The sequence below is a fragment of the Tenacibaculum haliotis genome (assembly GCF_025215075.1).
GTDB lineage: Bacteria > Bacteroidota > Bacteroidia > Flavobacteriales > Flavobacteriaceae > Polaribacter > Polaribacter haliotis_B.
Genome location: NZ_JAOBTH010000027.1, coordinates 86709 through 104898, shown reverse-complemented (window position 1 = coordinate 104898; position 18190 = coordinate 86709). Strand labels below are relative to the sequence as shown.

General features: G+C 31.5%; 19 protein-coding genes. 7 read left to right on the top strand and 12 right to left on the bottom strand.

The genetic code is table 11. The features are described 5' to 3' along the window. Positions 1–161 precede the first annotated feature (161 nt). The 5 genes from N2251_RS08080 to N2251_RS08060 form a co-directional block, all read right to left on the bottom strand. A complete protein-coding gene (locus N2251_RS08080; RefSeq protein ID WP_260586242.1) occupies positions 162–623 on the bottom strand; it encodes a carboxypeptidase-like regulatory domain-containing protein in 462 nt (153 codons plus the stop codon). Between the two features lie 56 nt (positions 624–679). Further along, positions 680–2707 carry a M3 family metallopeptidase gene (locus N2251_RS08075; RefSeq protein ID WP_260586241.1) on the bottom strand — a complete coding sequence of 676 codons (2028 nt, stop codon included), beginning with the start codon at positions 2705–2707 and terminating at the stop codon, positions 680–682. A 58-nt stretch (positions 2708–2765) separates the two neighbouring features. Continuing rightward, positions 2766–3245, bottom strand: coding sequence for a 5-(carboxyamino)imidazole ribonucleotide mutase (purE, locus tag N2251_RS08070; RefSeq protein ID WP_260586240.1), 480 nt, complete (start codon positions 3243–3245; stop codon positions 2766–2768). 92 nt (positions 3246–3337) lie between these two features. Next, entirely contained in the window at positions 3338–4495 is a 1158-nt protein-coding gene (locus tag N2251_RS08065) for a 5-(carboxyamino)imidazole ribonucleotide synthase (RefSeq protein WP_260586239.1), read from the bottom strand. A gap of 64 nt (positions 4496–4559) precedes the next feature. Next, positions 4560–5000 carry a Rieske (2Fe-2S) protein gene (locus N2251_RS08060; RefSeq protein WP_260586238.1) on the bottom strand — a complete coding sequence of 147 codons (441 nt, stop codon included), beginning with the start codon at positions 4998–5000 and terminating at the stop codon, positions 4560–4562. A gap of 106 nt (positions 5001–5106) precedes the next feature. On the opposite strand from N2251_RS08060, the gene greA reads away from it, so the two are divergent. The 3 genes from greA to N2251_RS08045 all read left to right on the top strand — a co-directional run bounded on the left by greA (position 5107) and on the right by N2251_RS08045 (position 6311). Next, on the top strand, positions 5107–5580 hold the full coding sequence (gene greA / locus N2251_RS08055) for a transcription elongation factor GreA (RefSeq protein ID WP_260586237.1): 474 nt from the start codon (positions 5107–5109) through the stop codon (positions 5578–5580). A gap of 145 nt (positions 5581–5725) precedes the next feature. Beyond that, positions 5726–6118, top strand: coding sequence for an HIT family protein (locus tag N2251_RS08050; RefSeq protein ID WP_260586236.1), 393 nt, complete (start codon positions 5726–5728; stop codon positions 6116–6118). 1 nt (position 6119) lies between these two features. After that, positions 6120–6311, top strand: a complete 192-nt coding sequence (locus N2251_RS08045; protein WP_260586235.1) for a hypothetical protein — start codon at positions 6120–6122, stop codon at positions 6309–6311. Between the two features lie 125 nt (positions 6312–6436). On the opposite strand, the gene N2251_RS08040 is transcribed toward N2251_RS08045, so the two are convergent. Beyond that, entirely contained in the window at positions 6437–7585 is a 1149-nt protein-coding gene (locus tag N2251_RS08040; protein ID WP_260586234.1) for a sensor histidine kinase, read from the bottom strand. Between the two features lie 74 nt (positions 7586–7659). Between N2251_RS08040 and N2251_RS08035 the strand changes: the two genes are divergently transcribed. Together N2251_RS08035 and N2251_RS08030 are read left to right on the top strand one after the other, a co-directional pair. Next, positions 7660–8520 carry a flavin reductase family protein gene (locus N2251_RS08035; protein ID WP_260586233.1) on the top strand — a complete coding sequence of 287 codons (861 nt, stop codon included), beginning with the start codon at positions 7660–7662 and terminating at the stop codon, positions 8518–8520. 8 nt (positions 8521–8528) lie between these two features. Continuing rightward, on the top strand, positions 8529–8894 hold the full coding sequence (locus tag N2251_RS08030) for a DUF3127 domain-containing protein (protein WP_218771334.1): 366 nt from the start codon (positions 8529–8531) through the stop codon (positions 8892–8894). Between the two features lie 225 nt (positions 8895–9119). On the opposite strand, the gene N2251_RS08025 is transcribed toward N2251_RS08030, so the two are convergent. The 3 genes from N2251_RS08025 to N2251_RS08015 form a co-directional block, all read right to left on the bottom strand. Next, positions 9120–9359, bottom strand: a complete 240-nt coding sequence (locus N2251_RS08025) for a DUF1456 family protein (RefSeq protein ID WP_218771333.1) — start codon at positions 9357–9359, stop codon at positions 9120–9122. Between the two features lie 22 nt (positions 9360–9381). After that, entirely contained in the window at positions 9382–10011 is a 630-nt protein-coding gene (locus N2251_RS08020; RefSeq protein ID WP_260586232.1) for a YqaA family protein, read from the bottom strand. A 78-nt stretch (positions 10012–10089) separates the two neighbouring features. Beyond that, a complete protein-coding gene (locus tag N2251_RS08015; RefSeq protein ID WP_260586231.1) occupies positions 10090–11646 on the bottom strand; it encodes an NAD(P)/FAD-dependent oxidoreductase in 1557 nt (518 codons plus the stop codon). Between the two features lie 137 nt (positions 11647–11783). Here N2251_RS08015 and aat point away from each other — a divergent pair, with 137 nt between their 5' ends. After that, positions 11784–12407 carry a leucyl/phenylalanyl-tRNA--protein transferase gene (gene aat, locus N2251_RS08010; RefSeq protein ID WP_260586230.1) on the top strand — a complete coding sequence of 208 codons (624 nt, stop codon included), beginning with the start codon at positions 11784–11786 and terminating at the stop codon, positions 12405–12407. Positions 12408–12518: 111 nt separating this feature from the next. On the opposite strand, the gene N2251_RS08005 is transcribed toward aat, so the two are convergent. The 3 genes from N2251_RS08005 to N2251_RS07995 form a co-directional block, all read right to left on the bottom strand. After that, the gene (locus N2251_RS08005) at positions 12519–13673 is read right to left on the bottom strand and encodes a DUF4062 domain-containing protein (protein WP_260586229.1); all 1155 of its coding nucleotides are present in this window, start codon (positions 13671–13673) and stop codon (positions 12519–12521) included. Positions 13674–13943: 270 nt separating this feature from the next. Continuing rightward, on the bottom strand, positions 13944–15392 hold the full coding sequence (locus N2251_RS08000; RefSeq protein WP_260586228.1) for a flavin-containing monooxygenase: 1449 nt from the start codon (positions 15390–15392) through the stop codon (positions 13944–13946). 2 nt (positions 15393–15394) lie between these two features. Then, the gene (locus tag N2251_RS07995; protein ID WP_260586227.1) at positions 15395–17326 is read right to left on the bottom strand and encodes a CocE/NonD family hydrolase; all 1932 of its coding nucleotides are present in this window, start codon (positions 17324–17326) and stop codon (positions 15395–15397) included. 85 nt (positions 17327–17411) lie between these two features. Between N2251_RS07995 and N2251_RS07990 the strand changes: the two genes are divergently transcribed. After that, positions 17412–18149 (top strand): DJ-1/PfpI family protein, encoded by a 738-nt coding sequence (locus N2251_RS07990; RefSeq protein WP_260586226.1) that lies wholly within the window; start codon positions 17412–17414, stop codon positions 18147–18149. The last annotated feature ends 41 nt before the right edge of the window (positions 18150–18190 follow it).

Here is an 18190-nt window from a genome sequence, read left to right as displayed (position 1 = left end):
GTTTTTCCATTTTTTAGTTACTGATTTACGTAAGTTTTTATATCTGGCGTAGCCACTAAAAAATAATTGTTTTCCTTTTATTTCAAAATTAACTAAATCGTAAGTTATTAAATAACCTAAACTTTTATGTTTAATTTGTAAAGGCTCTTTGGCGAAAGCAGTTAAACTTTTGGTTTTGTAATTATATTCAAAATGTAGCGATTTAAAATTTCACATTTATCAGCAAGTTTTGTTCTGCCTAAAAAAGCTTGTTTAAATCGAGTTAAATTGTATTTCCAATCAGCATCGTATTTTGTTTTTTTAATAACTACTTCGTTTAAAACAGTATTATCAGGTTTTAAAGTAAAGTTTAAAATAATCGTTTCACTGTTAGCGTTTACTGATTTTTGAATTGTTGTATAGCCTAAATATGAAATAATTAAATTGTAATTTCCATTTTTTGCTTTTAATAGAAATTCTCCTTCTTTATTTGAAATGATGCCAATAGTTGTGTTATTTAAGTAAACAGAAGCACCTTCAAGAGGTTTGTTATCAGCAGTTTTTAATTTTCCTTTTATTATTGTTTGAGAAAACATAAAGGAAATAAAAAGAAAATGTAAAATAATAAAAAGTCCTATTTTCATAAAATTATTTTTTATAAAAATAGAACTTCTTTTAAAATGATGAATTAGTAAAAAGGTTAATTATTGGTTAATAACCCAGCGCGTTTCAAAAGTGCATCAGGTTTAGGTTCTTTTCCTCTAAACCGCTTGTATAATTCCATTGGTTTTTCGGTGCCTCCTTTTGATAAAATATTGTCTTTAAATTTATCAGCAACTTGTTTATTAAAGATTCCTTCTTCTAAAAAATACTCAAAAGCATCAGCATCTAAAACTTCTGCCCATTTGTAAGAATAATATCCGGCAGAATATCCTCCTTGAAAAATATGAGAGAAAGCAGTACTCATACAATTTTCAGCAACATCAGGATATAATTGAGTATCAGCAAAAGCTTTTGATTCAAATTCTTTAACAGAAGTTATTTTTTCAGGTGATTCACCACCATGCCATTGCATATCTAGTAAACCAAAACTTAATTGACGTAAAGTTTGCATTCCTTCATGAAAACTTGCTGATTCTTTTATTTTTGTAACATATTCCATCGGAATTACTTCTCCAGTTTCATAATGTTTCGCAAATAATTCTAAAGCTTCTTTTTCGTAACACCAGTTTTCTAAAACCTGACTAGGTAATTCAACAAAATCCCAAGAAACTGAAGTTCCTGATAGACTATTGTAAGTTGTGTTAGCGAGCATTCCGTGAAGCGCATGTCCAAATTCATGAAATAGCGTTGTAACCTCGTTAAAGGTTAATAATGATGGTTTTGTTTCGGTAGGCTTAGTAAAGTTACAAACAATAGATACTTGCGGACGCTCATTAACACCATTTTTAATTTGTTGCGATTTATAACTCGTCATCCATGCACCATTTCTTTTCCCTGGCCTTGGATGAAAATCAGCATAAAAATGTGATACAAAATTTCCGTTTGCATCAGTTACATTGTATGTTTTTACATCTTCGTGGTATTTATCTATCGAATTTATTTCTTCAAACTGTAAGTCGAATAAACGATTAGCAATTTCAAAAACACCATCAATTACGTTTTCTAATTTAAAATAAGGTTTTAGTAACTCTTGATCTAAAGAAAATAATTCTTTCTTTAATTTTTCTGAATAATAAGCGCCGTCCCATTTTTCAAGTTGCGTTATGCCATCTAATTTCTTAGCGTAAGCGGCTAAATTATCAAATTCACGTTTTGCGGCAGGTTTTGATTTGGCTAATAAATCGTTTGAAAAAGATAAAACTTTTTCAGGTGTTTCTGCCATTCGTTCCTCTAAAACAAAATGAGCATGTGTTTTGTAGCCTAATAAATTAGCTCTTTTGTAACGAAGTTTTACAATATTTAAAACAATCTCTTCGTTGTTAAAGTCATTATCTTGAAATCCTTTTTTACCAGCAGCAATGGCTAATTTTTTACGTAATTCTCTATTGTCAGCATAGATCATAAAAGGAATGTAACTTGGATAATCTAAAGTGAAAATCCAACCTTTTTTCTCTTTTGATTTTGCAACTTCTTTGGCAGCCTCTTTTACACTTTCAGGTAAACCTGATAAATCATTTTCATCAGTTAAATGCATTTCAAAGGCATTGGTTTCAGCCAATACATTTTCTCCAAATTTTAATGATAGTTTAGATAATTCAGCATCAATTGTGCGTAATTCTACTTTGTCAGTTTCATTTAAATTAGCACCGTTTCTAGCAAAACTTTTGTATTGTTTGTCTAGCAACATTTCTTGTTCAGGAGATAAATCTAAATTGTCTTTAGCATCAAAAACAGTTTTAACTCTTTTAAATAAATCTTCATTTAACGTGATATCATTTCTGAATTCACTTAGCCAAGGAGAAACCTCTTGTGCTATTTTCTGAATTTTATCATTGGTTTCGGCAGAATTTAAATTGAAGAAAATAGAAGTTATTTTATTCAGTTTTTCACCTGTAAAATCTAAAGCTACTGTGGTATTATCAAAAGTAGCAGCATCAGTATTATTTACAATGGCAGCAATTTCTGTTTTTGCTATTTTTATTCCTTCTTCAATGGCTGGTTTAAAATCAGCATTTTTAATTTTTGAAAAAGGAGGTGTATTAAAATTTTGTAAAAGTGGATTCATTTATTCTTTTTTCAGACCTCACAGGTTTTTAAAACCTGTGAGGTCTATTCATAATAATCTATTTTCTTACACGTTCCGAAGCTTTTTCAACCTTTAACTTTAAGCCTTCTTTATATGCGATAATTTTATCTAATACACACTTATCAGAAGCTCCAATAATTTGAGCCGCTAAAATCCCTGCATTTTTTGCACCATCTAAAGCAACAGTTGCTACAGGAACGCCACCAGGCATTTGTAAAATTGATAAAACAGAATCCCATCCGTCAATAGAGTTTCTACTTTTTACAGGAACTCCGATTATTGGTAACGGGCTCATACTAGCAACCATTCCTGGTAAATGCGCAGCACCACCAGCACCAGCAATAATTACTTTTATTCCGCGGGTATGTGCGTTTTTAGAATAGTCAACTAATTTTTCGGGTGTTCTGTGCGCAGATACAATATCAACTTCTATTTGAATATCAAAACCTTCTAAAATATCAATTGCTTCTTGCATGATTGGAAGATCTGAATCGCTTCCCATTATAATTCCTACCATAATTTTATGTTTTTTTTAATGAGATTCTTAACCTTTTTCAGAATCTCATGAGTTTGGGTGAGAAGCTGAAATAAATTCAGCTTGACGAGTAATTATTTAGCTATTACTCTAATTGTTTCTTTTACTTGTTGGGCTATTTTTCGCGCCTCATTAATGTCTTTATTAACAATCGTTACGTGCCCCATTTTACGGAAAGGTTTGGTTGTTTTTTTTCCGTAAATGTGTGGCGTAATACCATTAATTTTTAAAATTTCGGTCATGTTTTCGTAAACGACATCGCCTGTATAACCTTCTTCTCCAACTAGGTTTACCATAATTCCGGCAACCTTACTTTCTGTATTCCCTAAAGGAAGGTTTAAAATACTTCTTAAATGTTGCTCGAACTGACTTGTATAACTTGCTTCAATTGAATAATGACCAGAATTATGTGCTCTTGGCGCTACTTCGTTTACTAAAATTTCATCTTCTTTTGTCTGAAACATTTCGACGGCTAATAATCCGACGAAGTCTAAAGTTTTAGCAATATTTAAAGCAACTTCTTGTGCTTTTTTAGCAACAGAATTATCAATTCTTGCAGGGCAAATTACATATTCAACCTGATTTGCTTCTGGGTGAAATTCCATTTCAACTACAGGATATGTTTTTATTTCTCCGGATGAATTTCTAGCAACGATTACTGCTAATTCATTTTTAAAAGGAACTAATTTTTCAGCAATACATTCAACATTAGGTAGTGATTGTAAATCTTCATAATTACGAACTATTTTTACGCCATTACCATCATAGCCAAACTGTGCAGCTTTCCAAACAAAAGGAAATTCGATGACATTATTTTCGTATGAATGCTTTAATTCTTCTAAAAAAGCATAATGAGAAAAATCTGCAGTAGGAATTTGGTGTTTCTTATAAAATAATTTTTGATGTGCCTTGTTTTGAATTACTCTTAAGTTTGCAGGCTTTGGATAAATAGTTAAACCTTCGGCTTCTAATTTATCGAGTGCATCAATGTTTATATTTTCTATTTCGATGGTTAGTACGTCTACTTTTTTTCCGAAGTTGTAAACGGTATCAAAATCAAATAAATCTCCTTGATGAAACTCATTGCAAATCTGTGCGCAAGGAGCTTCTGGGTTTTCATCTAAAATTAAGGTGTAAATGTCAAGTTTTTGTGTTTCGGTAAGTAACATCCTACCTAATTGTCCGCCACCAAGAACGCCCAATTTAAAGTCTGAAGAAAAATAATTTTTCAAGATAAATATTTTAGTGTGTTGTTGTTATCGCAAAAATAAGAATCTAAAGTATAGGATAATACAATTAAATGGAGATTCTTAACTTAGAATTGCCAAGATAAGTTACAAAGTACATTAAAGCTGAGCAAGAACTATTATCAACGCATTCTCCTTTACTATTAATAAGACATCCAGACAAAGAACTATATTGCTCTTTATTACAAGGACATGTTAATTTTAATCCATTAAATTCCATTGGTGATGTACAATCTTTCGAAGGGCATTGTAAATCAAAAGCACGATAATTATTATTTCCAAGGTTTGAAATTAAAACTTTTCTACCTTCAATAAAACTAATTGAATGTCCACCTGGAACCAATAAATTATATGGGCTAATATTATGTTCAGATAAAGATGAATCAATAATAGTATTCATATTAACATCATTAAAACAGCCATTAATAGTTGTGTTGTCACTACAACTTATAGCCATTACTAAACTTAATAAACAAAGTATTTTTCTCATTATTTTAAAATAGTGTTATATATCTAACGCAACGAATTTACAAATATTTTGTACATTTGTTGCAATCTCATTCCTATCGGTGTGAGATTTTTAAAGTTTAGAAATTATGAGTGAAGTATCATATTATAGTGCAGAAGGATTAAAGAAATTAAAAGACGAGTTATCACATTTAGAGCATACGGAAAGGCCAAGAGTTTCTCAAGAAATTGGTGACGCTATTGATAAAGGTGATTTAAGTGAAAATGCAGAGTATCATGCGGCAAAAGAAGAGCAATCATTATTAGAAACTAAAATTGCACAACTTAAAAATGTAGTTGCAAGTGCACGTATTCTTGATGAAAGTCAGTTAGATACTTCTAAGGTATTAATTCATTCAGTAGTAAGATTAAAAAACACGACTAATGGGATGGAATTTACTTATACTTTGGTTGCAGATTCTGAAACAGATATTAGAAACGGAAAATTATCAGTAAATTCTCCTATCGGAAAAGGATTGTTAGGGAATAAAGTAGGTGATATCGCCGAAATTAATGTGCCTAATGGAATTATGAAATTCGAAATTATGGAGATATCGAGATAGTATCTTTTAAAATATTTATTGATAAAAGTGCTGCATTTGCAGCGCTTTTTTTATTTTTACTTACTATTGTGAGGTAGAGCAGAGTAGAGTAGAGATTTAATTTTAACCGCTCAATTGCGCTCGAGGAAACATTAAAACAAAAATTATGGCAAGTATTTTTACGAAGATAATAAACGGAGAAATTCCTTCATATAAAATTGCAGAAGATGAAAATTTTATCGCTTTTTTAGATATAAATCCGAATGCAAAAGGACACACTTTAGTAGTTCCTAAAAGAGAAGAAAATAAGCTTTTCGATTTGTCAGAAGAAGAATATAACGGATTGATGTCTTTCTCATATCGTGTAGCAAAGGCGATAGGAAAAACAATTACTTGTGAACGTGTTGGTATGAGTGTAATAGGACTTGAGGTACCGCATGTGCATGTACATTTAATTCCGTTAAATACCATGGCAGATATTCAGTTTATAGAAAAAGTAAAATTACTTAATGAAGATTTTGTTGTTTTAGCAGAAAGTATCGCAAGTAATTTTGAATAAAATGAAATTACAAAAATGGCAAAAATCAGGATTGGTTTGGGGTTTGTGGATGTTTGTTATAATGACATTTGTTTGGCCGTATTTTGATGGCGAAGAAATAACATTAAGAAAAACATTGATTAGTTTAGTAATCTGGACAATAGCAAGTTTTGCTTTTGGCTGGTCTATGAGGCATAATCACAAAGAAAAATAAACTAAACATCAGCGCGTCATTCTGAACTTGTTTTAGAATCACTAGACAGCGCCAGTTTATGATGAGAACTTGAAACAAGTTCAGGTTGACGTTAATTAAATAGGTAAAAATTATAGACAATCACTTTAAACCTTGTTTAACTGAATTTCAAAAGTAGTTCCTTTTCCTATTTCAGATTTTAAGACGTAGATTTTCCCACTATGATAATCTTCAATAATACGTTTAGAGAGTGATAAACCTAACCCCCAGCCACGTTTTTTTGTGGTAAAACCGGGTTTAAATATCTGTTTGAATTGCGATTTCTGAATTCCTTTACCAGAATCGGTAACAGTAATTTTTATAAGTTTAGTGGTTTCTTTAATATCTAATGAAATGCTTCCTTTTCCTTGCATGGCATCAATCGAATTTTTAATTAAATTTTCGATTACCCACCCATATAACTCAATATTCAACAATGTAGAAAGTGTTTTTTTATCCGAAGAAAAAGAGAAATTAATTTGTTTAGAGCTTCTAGTTTTTAAATAATTAAACGCTGCTTGTGTTTCTAAAACAATATTATATTCCTTTAATTTAGGTAAAGAGCCAATTTTAGAAAATCGATTGGCAATGGTACTTAATCGGTCAACATCTTTTTCAATTTCAACAATATATTCTTCGTTTACATCTTCAGATCTTAAAATAGCAATCCAACCTAATAAAGAAGATAGCGGTGTGCCTATTTGATGCGCTGTTTCCTTGGCCATACCTGTCCAAAGTTTGTTTTGTTCCGCAACTTTACTCGATTTATACACCATATATACAATGGTTACAAAGAGTCCTAAAATTAATAATAAAGCTAACGGATAGTATTTAAGTTTGTATAATAAATCGGAGTTTCGGTAATAAAGATATTGGGTAATTCCAAAATATTCAATAATGATAGGCTCATTTTGCCTTTTCATTATCGTTAGTTGCTCTAGAAGATATGTTGGGTTTTTAGACTTAAGACTATCTAAATTTCTATGTAAATTAATTGTATCATCTTCATTTACAAGAATTGTAGGAATGTTTTCAATAGTTTCATAAACTTTATTAATTAAGTTGGTGTTTTCGTTTAAATTGGGGTTAGAGGCTAGTTCTTTAAAAGCTACCGCAAAGATTTCAATTTTACCTCTTTCTTCTTCTTTAAATTTTTGAAAAAACACATAAGTATTCCACAAGATAAAAGGTACAATTAATAGTGATACAAAAATTGTAATTCGCTTTATCCAATAAGTATTCTTAAAAAATGTCATTAGTCAAATATAAACTATTCTATAGAATAACTTAATTTGTAAAAGCGTAGTATCTTTACATTAAAATATAAAATATGTTATCACTCGATCCTAAAGAATTGCCTGTAACAAAACTACATGGTTATTTATTAGGTGCTATAGCGCCAAGACCTATTGCTTTTGCAAGTACTATTGATGAAGAAGGAAATCCGAATTTATCACCGTTTAGTTTTTTTAATGTTTTTGGAGCCAATCCACCAATGTTAATTTTTTCTCCAGCACGAAGTGTAAGAGGTAATAAAACAAAACATACGTTAGATAATGCTGAGGAAACCAGAGAAGTGGTTATTAATGTGGTAAATTATGATATTGTACAACAAATGTCGTTAAGCAGCACCATGTATCCGAAGGGTGTAAATGAGTTTGAAAAAGCAGGATTTACAATGTTACCTTCTGATAAAGTAGCTCCTTTTAGAGTAGCAGAATCGCCAGTACAATTTGAATGTAAAGTAACCGATATTATTTATACCGGAACCGAAGGAGGCGCAGGGAATTTAATTGTTTGTGAGGTGGTTAAATTACATATTAACGAAGATGTTTTAGCTGAAGACGGAAGTATTGATCAACATAAAATAGATTTAGTTGCTAGGGCAGGAGGAAGCTATTATTCTAGGGCAAGAGATGGGTTTTTTGAAATTCCAAAACCAATTTCAACTTTAGGAATTGGTGTAGATCAAATTCCGACTGAAATTAGAAATAGTGCTGTTTTAACAGGTAATAATTTAGGCATGTTAGGTAATGTAGAGCAGTTGCCAAATGAAGAAACTGTTAATAACTTTGCGAAAGAACATCCAAAATATGTTTCGCTTTCAACTGAAAAAAAACATACATTTGCACAAGAATACTTAAAGAGTAATGATGTAGAAAGTGCTTGGAAAGTGCTTTTAATTAAATAGATAAGAATATGGAAGTTATAGGGAAGATTAAATTAATTAACGAAACACAAACATTTGGAGCTAGCGGATTTAGAAAACGTGAATTAGTTGTTACTACAGATGAGCAGTATCCACAAATGATTATGATTGAATTTGTACAGGATAAATGTGATGTTTTAAATAGTTATGCTGTTGGTCAAGATGTAAAAGTATCTATTAATTTAAGAGGTAGAGAATGGATTAATCCAGAAGGAGTTGCAAAATACTTTAACTCTATTCAAGGATGGAGAATTGAGAATTTAGCACAAGCTTCTGCTCAAAATACACCTCCTGTAGATCAGTTTCAACCAGCACCAGACTTATCTGCTAACGAACCAGACGATTTACCTTTTTAATATAAAAAAGGAGTATACATATAAAAAAGAGAGCCATAGGCTCTCTTTTTACGTTTTATGGATGTCCACACTTTTAAATGCGGATATCCCTTCTGTTACTGTACTAGATTAAAATATATTTGTACTATCTATCATTTATCAGCTAGAGACAAAAGATGTATTTAAGGGAAAAAGCCTTCTGATATTGTTATCAGAAGGCTTTTTATTATTTTTTACTATGTCGTTTTATTTTTCCTTTTTAGGCATTGGTCCTCTTAAGTGAATCACTAATCCGTTTAAGAAATTTCTAAGAATTTGATCACCACACTCCATATATTTAGGATGTTCTTCATTTCTAAAAAAAGCACCTAACTCACCTTTAGAAACTTTAAAGTCAACCAAAGCACAGATTTCAATAATATCAGTATCACGAAATTTGTGAGCTACTCTTAATTTTTTAAAAATATCGTTGTTCGTTAATCCCATAGTAATAATATATTTTATTGTTTTAATTAACCATTTTAAAAATGGCCCAAGCGTAAATGGCAAAACGTAAAAAACGAAATAGTCCAAAAAGCACTACGTTTTTAAACGGATATTTAATCATACCAGCTGTTAAACAACTAATAGCAAAAGGTAATGGTAATAAGGCACCAACTAAAATTAAAAAACCACCCCATTTACTGGTGTTTTTAAGGTTTTTAGCCATTTTAACCTCTAAGTAAGTTTTTACAGAAGCAATTTTTAAGGAAGCTCTACCTATAAAATAAGCAGTTAATCCTCCTAAATAAGATAATGTTGCTAATAGTGATAAATTTAAAACAGGATCTGCTGTTTTTTTAGACCAAGCGATAAAAATCTCTGGCGGAATTAAACCTAGTATTGTTTCAGAAATGAAAAAAGTAGTTAATACACCAAGTCTAGAAAAAGTTTCTGTTACCGTTTGTAAACCGTCGTTAATATTATAAACATATTTATTAAATAAAAATATACCTACAACAGCACCTACTATTGGCCAAAAAGCTTTTTTTAAACTTTCCCAAATAAACATGTAAAAACCAGTGCGATGGTAGTAGTTATGTAAACGTTCTACGTGCGGTTTTACATTCTTTTTATTTCTTCTTTTCTTAACTTTCATTTCCTTGTTGCTCTAAGCCTCTTTTAGAGAATACAAAAATACAAGGTAATTAGAAATAAATCAAAGAAATATCGTTAATTATAAGTTAGCAGTTGCAGCTTCAGCACAGCGTTCTCCATCCATTGCAGCAGATATAATTCCGCCTGCATAACCACCACCTTCTCCACAAGGAAATAAACCTTCTATTTGTGGGTGTTCTAAACTTTCTTTTCGAGGGATATTAACTGGTGATGAGGTGCGAGATTCTACTCCAATAATATTTGCTTCGGCAGTATAATATCCGTGCATTTTTTTACCAAAAGCATCAAAACCTTTACGCAACCTACTACCAATAAACTTAGGTAATAAAGAATGCATTGGTGCTGAGTTTAAACCTGGCTGATAAGAAGTTTCGTTTAAACTAGATGATAATTTACCTTCTACAAAATCGGTTAAACGTTGTGCAGGAGCAACCTGACTTTTTCCACCAGCGTTAAAAGCTAGTTTTTCTAAATCCTTCTGATATTCTAAGCCTTTTAACGCTCCGAATTTTTCATATTTATATAAGTCTTTATCGATGTTAATTTCAACGACAATTCCCGAATTGGCAAATTTGTTATTTCTACGAGAAGGCGACATTCCGTTTACAACAACTTCTCCGTTTGCTGTTGCGGCCGGCACTATAAATCCGCCAGGACACATACAAAACGAATATACACCTCTGTTATTTGCTTGATGCACCAAGCTGTATGACGCTGCAGGTAATAATTCATCTCTTTGGCCAGTACAACTATATTGAATCTGATCAATAATTTCTTGTGGATGCTCTACACGAACTCCCATTGCAAACGACTTTGCTTTTAATAAAATATCTTTTTTATGTAATAACTCGTAAATATCTCTAGCCGAATGCCCAGTTGCTAAAATTACTGAATTCACAGTCATTTCATTTCCGTTTTGCAATTGTATGGCTTGTAGCTTGCTATTTTTTATTACAAAATCGGTAACGCGGGTATCAAAATGAACTTCACCACCATATTTTATAATATTCTCACGAATATTCTGAATAATTTTCGGCAATTTATTCGTTCCGATATGCGGATGCGCATCAATTAAAATATCTTCAGCAGCACCATGGTGCACCAAGTTTTCGAATATTTTACGAACATCACCACGTTTTAAACTACGGGTATATAATTTTCCGTCAGAATAGGTTCCGGCACCACCTTCGCCAAAACAGTAATTAGAATCTTCGTTTACAAAATGCTCTTGATTAATAGCACGTAAATCTCTACGACGATCTTGTACATTTTTACCACGTTCTAAAACAATTGGTTTGTAACCTAATTCTATACAACGAAGCGCTGCATACATTCCTGCAGGTCCGAAGCCAATAATATGAACTTCTTTTGCATTAGATACATCTTGATAATCAAAAATATAATCAGGAGTATCAGGTAAAGGTTCGTTGATATAAACCGCTACTTTATAATTAAAAACAACCTCTTTTTTACGCGCATCGATAGATTTACGTAACACTTTTACAGTAGTTATGTTAGTAATAGCGATGTCTAATTTTCTAGAAGCTTTCTTTTTTAAGATATCTTCTTTCTTTTCTTCTATTAAATTAACGCGTAGTTGAAGTTCTTTTACCATGTTGCAAAATTATGCAAAATTGAATTGATACGTTTTTATTTCTTCAAGAATTATAAAAAATGAAATCAAAGCAGTTTTTTTATTATTAGTAATGGTGAAAACTGCATTATATTTGCAGTGTTTATTACAGTTTTTATATGATTTGGTTACCCGAAGAAATAGTATTTCCGCCTTACGAATTCGCAAATGAAGATGGTGTTTTGGCATTTGGTGGAGATTTATCTGCCAAACGGTTAATACATGCGTATAAAAACGGAATTTTCCCATGGTTTAATGAAGGTGAACCAATTGTTTGGTATTCGCCACCAGAACGTATGGTTTTATTTCCTCAGGAAGTAAAAGTTTCTAAATCGATGCGTCAAGTATTGCGAAAAGGAGGTTTTACAATTACCGAAAACAAAGCGTTTAACAATGTTATTTTTAATTGTCGCCATATTGATAGAAATGACCAGTTAGGAACGTGGATTACTGACGATATGGAAGATGCCTATATTAATTTACACGAAAAAGGAATTGCAAAATCCATAGAGGTTTGGATTGATGATAAACTAGTTGCTGGTTTGTACGGAGTTGATACCGGAAACGGTGTTTTTTGTGGAGAAAGTATGTTTAGCAAAGCAAGTAATATGAGTAAAGTTGCTTTTATTCACTTAGCCAAAAATGGCGGATACAAACTCATAGATTGTCAGGTACATAACGAACATCTAGAAAGTTTAGGTGCTCGTGAAATTGCTAGAAATGATTTTTTGAAGATGTTGTAGGTGTGGTTTGTTATCGAGGTTTAAGAACTAAAGTATAGATAGCTCGATAGGGTTTTCGTAAATAATCAAGAATTAGTAACTATTTATATATGGCGATAGTCACATTTTTTCTTAAAAGAGACTTTTCTTTAATTCAATAGCTATAGAAAGACTAATTCTTAAATTTTTAAGTAAGTCTTCTAATTTCATTCCTACGTTAGATTTAGCTTTATTTAATTCTTTTGACATTCTAGGTAAATCTTTTACAGATTGTAAAAAACTATCCATACTTTCAATTGAAAATGTAATTCCATTTATAAGAGATGATAATAACTCGTTAGTTTCTTCAATTTCTTCTTGTTTTACACTAAAGTCATTTATAGAGATGTTTATTACATTAGATAATGCATCTATTCCTTTCTCAAAATATTCTTGAAATATAGGGATTTCGGGTTCTATGCGATTAGCATAATTATCCATTACTTTTGCAGTCCGAATAAAATAATTTTTTAATGTTTTTCGACCAGGTTTATTACTATTTGCAGTCATCGTATTCATTTCTGCAGTTTTTTTATTTAGCTGTTCTCCAATCCACTCTGTAGCATCAGAGATTCTTGTTAATGATTCTGTCGATTCTCGTATATTGTCTTCTATCATTTCTTGATAGTCAATAAGTCCATATTCTTCTTTTAAAAGATCAACTTCTAATTCTTCTTTTACCTCTATTGCAAGAGCTTTATTCTGTTGGTTCTTTCTTAACTCTAATATTCTTTGAGGAATATGGATTCTTAAAAATTTACTTAATTGTTGTGTGTCTTGATATTCCCAGTATAGAATTTTCTTGTTTTTTCCAATATCAGTTCTGAAATTTTGTATTTTTAATAGTTGTTCAGGGTTCATATCATTCATAGATACAGGTCTACTATTAAAATAAAAGAGTATTTGTAAGGAATTAGGGTTTTTTAAAAATCTATTATAGGCATTTAAAAATTCTTCTTCTGTTCCAGAATCTGCTTCGTTAGTTGGTGTTCCAAATTTTTTCCAAATAAGGCCAATAAATAAATCGTAGTCTTTTCCTAAATCAGTATTTATTATTTCTTGAGGATGATTAATTGCTATTGCTGGCGCTGAATGTGTTTCCCATTTTAATAATTCTAAATGAATATCTTGTTGTTTTCCAAATGTGAGATTTAACTCATTTATAACTTCATCTATTGAATCTCTTTCATCTTGAACGTCACTTGGTGAAGCTAAAAAAATCTTATATTTTGTTATTATTGATGGCATTTTTTCAAATTAGAGCTTAATAATTAAAATATCCATAGTTTTAATACAGAATATCACACAACAACGAATTTAGTCATTTTCACAAGGTAAATCAAGTTAAATAACAGCGCGTCATTCTGAATTTATTTCAGAATCTCATCACTATAAGAAACTATATATTATGATGCGAACCTGAAACAAGTTCAGGTTGACGTAATTGTATAAAATAAACCTCGTAATTTTAATTACGAGGTTTAGAAAAAAATATTTAAGCCAATTTTAAAATAGCTATTAATTGAACTTTAAAGTATCATCTTTAACCGATTTTACACGCAATGTAAAATAATCATAAATCCAATTTTGATATAATTTCCAAGGGAATTTACTTCCTTGTTTTGGTAAGTTTGCTGTAGAACGATGAATATAACCCGAGTTTAAATTAATAAGCGGTACAGTTTCCATATTCATGTCACTAACTTTAGGCACCACAACTTTATGTCCTTTTTTATCCATTAAATGAATAAGTCGGCTTGCATATTCGCTTGTTAAATCGCTTTTTAAGGTCCAAGAAGCGTTGGTGTAACCCGCAAAAAATATAAAGTTAGGCAAATCGTTTAACATCAAACCTTTATAAGTTAATTTATCCGAAGGATTAAAAGGAATGTTGTCAACACTAATTTTAGCATCACCAAAAGCAACTAATTGCAAACCTGTAGCTGTAATAATAATATCAGCTTTAAGTTCTTTTCCTGATTTTAAACGCAATCCGTTTTCGGTAAAACATTCAATATGATCGGTTTCAATAGACGCTTTTTTCTCTCTAATGGCTTTAAACAAATCGCCATCAGGTGCCACACAAAAACGTTGGTCCCACGGATTGTAACTTGGTGTAAAATGCGGTTCAACCGGAAAACTATTCAATTGTTTTTTTGCCCCTTTAATGATAAAATTTCTCATAAAATTCGGAAACTTTTTAGAGGTGTTGTAAAAAGCAATCGAAAAGAGAATGTTTTTAAAACGAATTACTTTATGTGCCGTTTTTTTAGGCAGTGCTTTTTTTAGAAAGCCAGCAACTTTGTCTTTATTAGGTAGCGCACCAATATAGGTCGGCGAGCGTTGTACCATGGTAACATGCGCTGTTTTTTTAGCTATTTCTGGCACTAAGGTTACAGCAGTTGCTCCGCTACCAATAACAATTGCTTTTTTGTTGGTGTAATCTAAATTTTCAGGCCATTGCTGCGGATGAATAATGGTTCCTTTAAAATTAATCATCCCTTCAAAATCTGGCGTGTAGCCATTTTTATAGCTGTAATAACCACTGCATGAAAATAAAAAGTTAGCAGTGTAAGTATGTTGTTCGTTACTTTTTTGATGCTGAGTAATAACCGTCCAAATTGCTTTTTTAGTATCAAAATTTACGGAAATTACTTTTTCGTTATAACATATTTTATCACGTACTTTATATTCGTCAGTAGCTTCGTTTAGATATTCTAAAATAGATGGCGCATCGGCAAATGATTTTGAAGCATCCCATGTTTTAAAAGAATATCCGAAGGTATACATATCCGAATCTGAACGAATTCCTGGGTATTTAAATAACGACCAAGTACCGCCTAATTCGGCTCTCATTTCAAGAATTTTATAACTCTTGTTAGGTTTTTTTCTTGATAGGTGACAAGCAGCGCCAATACCCGATAATCCAGCACCAATTATTAATACGTCGGTATGATTTGTAGCCATCATTATTTTTTTAATACCGTAAATTCAATACTAGAATCTGAAAAAACTGAATGTGTTTGTGTTTTAAAATCCTTCTCATCGGCTTTGTAGATGTTGTCTACATAGGTTTGCGGATTTAAATCAATTAAAGGAAACCAGGTACTTTGTACTTGTATTTGTAATTTATGTCCTTTTTTAAAGGTGTGAAATACATCTTGTAATTTAATATTTACATCCGTTTTCATATTAGGTGTAAACGGTTCTGGATTCGAAAAACTATTTCTAAAACGACCACGTAAAACCTCGCTACGAACCATCATATGGTAATTACTTAGTTTTAAATGCGATTGCATTTCTTTGTTATCGTTTTTTAAATCTGCAGGATGCACATCAATAACTTTAACAATCCAATCGGCAGCAGAACCTGTTGTTGCTACTTTTAATTTTGCTAAAATATCTCCGGCAAGAGTAAAATCGTCTGTTAAAACATCAGTTTCGTACACCAATACATCTGGTCTACGTGCAGCAAAACGCTGATCATCCGTCATGTATTTTCTTGGTGTGAATACGGTTTTAATATCTTCAGAATACGGAACTGGATGTTTTATATCACTGATGAAATCAACTTTAGAATTGTCTTTTTTTGATGCTGTTAATTCTTGATTTGATGATAAGAAAAACGATTGTTTTTTTGCTTCTTTTGGAGGCCAAACATCGTAAGATTTCCATTCTTTTTTACCGCTATCAAAAACGTATGCTTCAGGTAACCCGCTATTTTTAGAGCCGTCACCTTTTAAGAAATGATTAAAAAATTTAGTTTCAATTTCTTTTTGAAAGTTTAAAGAAATTGAATCTCCAAAATAATAGTTCCCCACTTTGTTGGCTACTTTATTTCTTGCCCATCCACCGTGATCCCAAGGGCCAAAAACTAACGTATTGTAATTGTTAGGTTGATTTTTTTCTATGTTTTTATAGGTTTCTAAAGGTCCGTATAAATCTTCAGCATCAAACAAACCACCAACAATCATGGTTGCTACAGTAGCAGGAACTTTATCTAAATGTTGAACAATTCCTTTGCTTTGCCAAGTTTCATCGTAATTTGGATGTTCTACAATTTCTTTCCAGAAAAAATCATCAATTTGATCTTTCTTTTCAGTACTAGCAACATCTAATTTATCATATTGAAAAAATTCGTTGAGGTTTTTTAAAGGTCCTTTATCTAAAAAGAATTGATATTGATCTTGTGTATCCATTTTAGGAAATGAATACCAAGCAGAATCTGTAGGTTGATCTTTGTAAGTTCCGAATAACGAAATTGCTCTGAAATAACTTAGTAAAAAAGCACCGTTGTGGTGAAAATCATCAAAAAAGAAATCGCCAATACAAGCTTGTGGTGAGGCTGCTTTTAAAGCAGGATGCGCATCAATTGTAGAAACCGTAGCGTAATGCCCAGGATATGAAATTCCCCATGTACCAACTTTTCCGTTGTTATGCGGTGTATTTTTAACTAGCCAATCAATTGTATCGTAAGTGTCGGTAGTTTCATCAGCTTGCTTTGGTGTTTTATTCGGAATATAAGCACGCATGTTATCATATACACCTTCGCTCATCCAACGACCACGAACATCTTGATATACCACAATGTTTCCTTCTTTCATTAAAATGGTATTCGGACCAATTTTGGTTTTAAATTTACCGTCTCCATAAGGTCTAGAACTGTAAGGTGTTCTTTGCATTAAAATTGGGTAGGTTTTGCTCGTGTCTTTAGGGGTGTAAATAGTAGTGTGTAATTTAACACCATCGCGCATCGTAATAGTAACTTCTTTTTTAGTAAAGTTATCTTTTACATAGGTGTTTTTTACTTTCGCGTCTACTTCAATTTTTTCTGTGTTTTTTGAAGTACAACTACTAATTGTAAGTGAAATGATTAACAAGAATTTTAAAAATGATTTCATGTGATTTGGTTATTTAAGTAGTAAATATAAAAAACGAATGCTAAAAGCAAGCTAGATTTAATATTTTAGCATTAAAATGTATTTTATGAGAGTTTTAATGTTAAGTGTTATTGTTTTAATGTTGATTGGTTGCGGTGAAAAAAACATCAGCAAAACAGGGAAAGAGGTAACTAAAAAGGTGTTTCCTAAATTAAAAAAAGACAGGTATAATGTTGCATTTTTAATAATGGACGGAACTTTTAATACAGAACTTACAGCGCCGTTTGATATTTTTCAGCACACTGTTTTTAGAAAAGGAATTAAACCGATGAATGTGTTTACGGTTGCTGATACTGATAAACCGATTACTACTTTTGAAGGAATGCGAATTTTGCCTGATTTTAATTATTTAAAAGATAGCTTACCAAAGATTGATATTTTAGTGGTGCCAAGTGCGGAACATCATTTAGATACCGATTTAGAAAATAAAAAACTGATTGAATTTGTACAAATGGTTGATAAAGAGGCGCAGTTTATAACTTCTCATTGCGATGGCGCTTTTGTATTGGCAAAGGCTGGAGTTTTAAACGGGAAAGTATCAACTACATTTCCTTCGGATATTGATAAAATGCGAACCATGTTTCCTGATTTAGATATTAGAAAGGAAGTGTTATTTGTTCACGACGGAAAATATATTACGTCTGCCGGAGGCGCAAAATCTTTTGAAGCAGCACTTTATTTATGTGAGTATTTATACGGGCCAGATATAGCAAAATCATTAGCACAAGGTTTGGTAATAGATTGGAATGTAGCTAAAGTACCGCATTTTATTATAAATGATTAATAAAAAAAGGCAACCAATTTGGTTGCCTTTTTAAATTTTAG

What these genes read in the sequence shown, in the direction of transcription:
- N2251_RS08080 (WP_260586242.1), bottom strand. Translation starts at nt 623, where the DNA reads ATGAAAATAGGACTTTTTATTATTTTACATTTTCTTTTTATTTCCTTT.
- N2251_RS08075 (WP_260586241.1), bottom strand. Translation starts at nt 2,707, where the DNA reads ATGAATCCACTTTTACAAAATTTTAATACACCTCCTTTTTCAAAAATT.
- purE (WP_260586240.1), bottom strand. Translation starts at nt 3,245, where the DNA reads ATGGTAGGAATTATAATGGGAAGCGATTCAGATCTTCCAATCATGCAA.
- N2251_RS08060 (WP_260586238.1), bottom strand. Translation starts at nt 5,000, where the DNA reads ATGAGAAAAATACTTTGTTTATTAAGTTTAGTAATGGCTATAAGTTGT.
- greA (WP_260586237.1), top strand. Translation starts at nt 5,107, where the DNA reads ATGAGTGAAGTATCATATTATAGTGCAGAAGGATTAAAGAAATTAAAA.
- N2251_RS08050 (WP_260586236.1), top strand. Translation starts at nt 5,726, where the DNA reads ATGGCAAGTATTTTTACGAAGATAATAAACGGAGAAATTCCTTCATAT.
- N2251_RS08045 (WP_260586235.1), top strand. Translation starts at nt 6,120, where the DNA reads ATGAAATTACAAAAATGGCAAAAATCAGGATTGGTTTGGGGTTTGTGG.
- N2251_RS08040 (WP_260586234.1), bottom strand. Translation starts at nt 7,585, where the DNA reads ATGACATTTTTTAAGAATACTTATTGGATAAAGCGAATTACAATTTTT.
- N2251_RS08035 (WP_260586233.1), top strand. Translation starts at nt 7,660, where the DNA reads ATGTTATCACTCGATCCTAAAGAATTGCCTGTAACAAAACTACATGGT.
- N2251_RS08030 (WP_218771334.1), top strand. Translation starts at nt 8,529, where the DNA reads ATGGAAGTTATAGGGAAGATTAAATTAATTAACGAAACACAAACATTT.
- N2251_RS08025 (WP_218771333.1), bottom strand. Translation starts at nt 9,359, where the DNA reads ATGGGATTAACGAACAACGATATTTTTAAAAAATTAAGAGTAGCTCAC.
- N2251_RS08020 (WP_260586232.1), bottom strand. Translation starts at nt 10,011, where the DNA reads ATGAAAGTTAAGAAAAGAAGAAATAAAAAGAATGTAAAACCGCACGTA.
- N2251_RS08015 (WP_260586231.1), bottom strand. Translation starts at nt 11,646, where the DNA reads ATGGTAAAAGAACTTCAACTACGCGTTAATTTAATAGAAGAAAAGAAA.
- aat (WP_260586230.1), top strand. Translation starts at nt 11,784, where the DNA reads ATGATTTGGTTACCCGAAGAAATAGTATTTCCGCCTTACGAATTCGCA.
- N2251_RS08005 (WP_260586229.1), bottom strand. Translation starts at nt 13,673, where the DNA reads ATGCCATCAATAATAACAAAATATAAGATTTTTTTAGCTTCACCAAGT.
- N2251_RS08000 (WP_260586228.1), bottom strand. Translation starts at nt 15,392, where the DNA reads ATGGCTACAAATCATACCGACGTATTAATAATTGGTGCTGGATTATCG.
- N2251_RS07995 (WP_260586227.1), bottom strand. Translation starts at nt 17,326, where the DNA reads ATGAAATCATTTTTAAAATTCTTGTTAATCATTTCACTTACAATTAGT.
- N2251_RS07990 (WP_260586226.1), top strand. Translation starts at nt 17,412, where the DNA reads ATGAGAGTTTTAATGTTAAGTGTTATTGTTTTAATGTTGATTGGTTGC.